The sequence below is a fragment of the Polynucleobacter sp. 35-46-11 genome (assembly GCF_002281105.1).
Map to the genome: position 1 here is coordinate 1 of NZ_NCFJ01000263.1, position 3535 is coordinate 3535.

The following is a 3535-nucleotide window of genomic DNA, read 5'->3' on the forward strand; positions in this document are numbered from 1 at the left end:
AAGCGTGTTTTGCAAGATGACATCACTGATAACGATGCAGAAGAAGTGCTCGAAACGATTGCTAAGGAAGAGGATACCAACGGACGTATTCGTCGCAATGTGATGGATACCCGTCGTGCATTGTCTTTTTTGATGCGTAGTAAATTATTGTCTGATGAGCAGCAAGAAGAAGCGCGTCAGATTTTGCGAGATATTGATTCACTAGAAAACCATACTGCGTTCTTGTTCGATAAGATTAACTTCTTAATGGATGCGACAGTTGGTTTTATTAATTTGAACCAAAGTAAGATCATCAAGATCTTCTCGGTGGTATCCGTCGCCTTAATGCCTCCCACACTCTTGGCTAGCGTATGGGGTATGAACTTCCGCTACATGCCTGAACTAGAGCAGACCTGGGGTTATCCAGTTGCCATCATTTCTATGGTGATCTCTGCGATGATTCCATTGGGCTACTTCCGCCATAAGGGCTGGCTAAGCTCACGCTAATTCTGTAGTGCTGCCTTATTAGGCGTTTTTGGGTTTCAGTATTTCCAAGAATTGAGATAAGGCAAAATCACGCGCTTGTTCACGTATGATTTGACGATCACCCTTGAAGTGTTTAGTCAGTGTGGCGGTATTGATGACATCATTTCCAATACTCTCTTTAATTGCCCAGCCAAAGCACACGGTACCAACTGGTTTTTCTGGTGAGCCACCTGTTGGTCCAGCAATGCCAGTAATAGAGATAGCGGCATTGACATGTGCATTGTGTAGAGCTCCCTCAGCCATCGCTCTAGCAACTTGCTCGCTGACCGCGCCAAAGGATTCAATCGTTTCTATTGGAACGTCTAAGCATTCAGATTTTGCGGCATTGCTATAGGTGATGTAGCCTCGCTCAAGCCAATCGCTGGAACCGGCTAAATCCGTTAGGGTAGCGCAGACCAGGCCACCGGTGCAGGATTCAGCTAAGGCAATTTTCCAACCCCGGCTTGTTAAGGTAAGTGCAACAGCTCTCGCTAGTTCATGCTGGGGATCGTTATTATTTTTCATAAGATATAGCTCAATCCAATATGTAAGAGCGTGATGGTGAGTAAGGTGAAAAATGCTGCAGCTAAATCGTCAGCAATGATTCCAAAACCACGCCAAAGCTTTAAACCAAAACTGGAAGGGGCGGAATTATCGCCATCCTCTAATTGTTTGAAGTGACGATCAATCATTCCAATCGGACCTGGCTTGACGGCATCAAAAAATCGGAAAAGTGCAAATGCCACAACTTGCACCCATAGGCTTGCCGGCATGATGAAAATCAATACTAGCCAGAAGGCAACAACTTCATCCCAGACAATTCCACCAAAATCTTTTTTACCCAACTCTTCGCTAACTTGTCCGCAGATCCAGCAACCCAGAGCAATTCCTATGCCAATGGTCCACAGCCAGGCTTCGGTAGATAGAAAATACTCACCCACTAAGAATGCGGCCCAGGCCCACAGGGTTCCTGCGGTACCGGGTGCAAAAGGCGCTAAACCGCTGCCCATGCCAAATGCCAGGGCGCGGCTGGGTTTGCTAAACACCCACTTAAAGCTGGGAATGAATGTGGATGCGCTGGGTGTATTGGCTTGGATATTCATGCAAAGTGATCAAAGGACTCCATGAGTAAATTGGCTTCTTGAGTATCCAACTCTTTTCCATGGTTATCGATGATGCGTATCTCAGGTATTGGGTGTTGCATGGATTTGATGCTGCCAATTTGTGTGAGTGGAAGATTGAGGGCGGCACTGATTTGGGTAATGACATCCCGTTTGCTAATTGGGGCGGTGAAGCACAGCTCGTAATCATCCCCTCCATTTGCAGCACATTGGTTTTGGATGGCATGTGATTGCTTGAGAAGCGTGCTGGATATTGGAATCCGGTCTAAAAAGATTTCGGCACTTTTTCCGGACTCCTCCAGGATGTGTTTGAGATCGCCCAATAGGCCATCAGAGACATCTAAAGCAGAATTGGCTAAACCTCTTAAGGCGATGCCTAAATCCAGTCTAGGAGTTGGGCGATGCATGTGCGCTTCAATTTTCTCCAAATCTTCTTTTGCTAATTCAATTTCATGACGCAGTGCAGCAAGAGTAAGTCGGGCATCACCTACAGCTCCTGAAACCCAAATGTCATCGCTTTCTAATGCCCCTGATCTACAAATGGCTTTGCCTTTTGGGACGCTGCCAAAGGCGGTGATGCAAATATTGAGTGGACCAGCAGTGGTGTCACCACCAATCAATGGACAGTTATATTGATTTGCAATAGCAAATAAGCCCTTGCTAAAGGCTTCTAGCCAGGCTGAATCAGGCCCTGGTAAGGCTAGTGCCAAAGTGAAGCCCAAAGGCTTGGCGCCCATGGCTGCTAGGTCTGAGAGGTTGACGGCTAAAGCTTTCCAGCCTAGCCACTCTGGATTGGCGTCAGGGAAAAAGTGTCGTCCTGAGACCAGCATGTCGCTGGTGATAGCAATTTCTTCAGTAGGGTCGATTTTGAGTAGCGCACAGTCATCACCAATTCCCAATTTCACCGAGCCGGGATTGTTCGCAAGCATGAGTTCTGACTGCGTTTTAAAGAAACGCCGAATCAGGTCAAATTCGCCAAGTCGAGAGATTTGAGATTGCATGCCCCATTTTATGGCTCTTGGGACTCTTTCATCTGAGAGGAATAGAATTAGAAGCTTGAATACGTCTGATAGATGAGTGAACTGATGAGCAAACCAAGCAATAGCAGCAAAGAACAACAAATAGCGGATTTAAGAGCGGCCGCCCTCCACTATCACGAGTTTCCTGTTCCCGGAAAAATCGAAATTGCTCCAACTAAGCAGTTAACTAATCAGCGAGACTTAGCACTTGCCTACACCCCTGGTGTTGCAGCAGCCTGCGAAGAAATTGCTAAGGATCCTGCCAATGCATTTCGTTACACAGCACGCGGAAATTTAGTCGGCGTAATTACGAACGGTACCGCAGTATTAGGTTTGGGAAATATTGGACCATTGGCAAGTAAGCCAGTGATGGAAGGTAAAGCAGTTCTCTTTAAGAAATTTGCTGGCATTGATGTTTTCGATATCGAGGTTAATGAAAACGATCCAGATAAATTAGTTGAGATCATTGCTGCACTTGAGCCTACTTTTGGCGGCATCAATTTAGAGGACATCAAAGCACCAGATTGTTTTGTAGTTGAGCGCAAACTACAGGCTCGTATGAAGATCCCAGTTTTTCATGATGATCAACACGGAACTGCGATTGTGGTTGCTGCCGCAATTCTGAATGGCTTGAAAGTAGTTGGTAAAGATGTCGCTAGCGTGAAGCTAGTTACCTCAGGTGCTGGTGCTGCTGCATTAGCTTGCTTGGATTTGCTGGTTGACCTTGGCATTCCTCGTAAAAATATTTGGGTTACTGATTTGGCTGGTGTTGCTTATAAGGGTCGCAAAGAACTCATGGATCCGGAGAAAGAGCCATTCTGTCAAGAGACGGATTTGCGCTCTTTAGATCAAGTGATTGAAGGCGCTGATATTTTCTTAGGTCTTTCTGCT

The 3535-nt window shown here is 46.1% G+C and carries 5 protein-coding genes; 2 read left to right on the forward strand and 3 right to left on the reverse strand.

The features are described from left to right. Positions 1-486: CorA family divalent cation transporter (locus B7Y67_RS13135; protein ID WP_293599039.1), on the forward strand; the 486-nt coding region annotated here is incomplete at its 5' end. Between the two features lie 18 nt (positions 487-504). Here the strand turns inward: B7Y67_RS13135 and B7Y67_RS13140 are convergent. The 3 genes from B7Y67_RS13140 to thiL are packed head-to-tail and all read right to left on the reverse strand — an operon-like array spanning position 505 to position 2626. Further along, positions 505-1029 carry a CinA family protein gene (locus B7Y67_RS13140; protein WP_293599040.1) on the reverse strand — a complete coding sequence of 175 codons (525 nt, stop codon included), beginning with the start codon at positions 1027-1029 and terminating at the stop codon, positions 505-507. After that, positions 1026-1607: a phosphatidylglycerophosphatase A gene (locus B7Y67_RS13145; protein ID WP_293599041.1), complete on the reverse strand. Its 582-nt coding sequence runs from the start codon at positions 1605-1607 to the stop codon at positions 1026-1028. Before B7Y67_RS13145 ends, B7Y67_RS13140 begins: the two co-directional genes overlap by 4 nt. Next, on the reverse strand, positions 1604-2626 hold the full coding sequence (gene thiL / locus B7Y67_RS13150; protein WP_293599042.1) for a thiamine-phosphate kinase: 1023 nt from the start codon (positions 2624-2626) through the stop codon (positions 1604-1606). The genes B7Y67_RS13145 and thiL overlap by 4 nt, the downstream gene beginning before the upstream one ends. 84 nt (positions 2627-2710) lie before the next feature. On the opposite strand from thiL, the gene B7Y67_RS13155 reads away from it, so the two are divergent. Further along, the coding region (locus B7Y67_RS13155) for a malic enzyme-like NAD(P)-binding protein (RefSeq protein WP_293599043.1) at positions 2711-3535 on the forward strand (825 nt) is incomplete at its 3' end.

What these genes read in the sequence shown, in the direction of transcription:
- B7Y67_RS13140 (WP_293599040.1), bottom strand. Translation starts at nt 1,029, where the DNA reads ATGAAAAATAATAACGATCCCCAGCATGAACTAGCGAGAGCTGTTGCA.
- B7Y67_RS13145 (WP_293599041.1), bottom strand. Translation starts at nt 1,607, where the DNA reads ATGAATATCCAAGCCAATACACCCAGCGCATCCACATTCATTCCCAGC.
- thiL (WP_293599042.1), bottom strand. Translation starts at nt 2,626, where the DNA reads ATGCAATCTCAAATCTCTCGACTTGGCGAATTTGACCTGATTCGGCGT.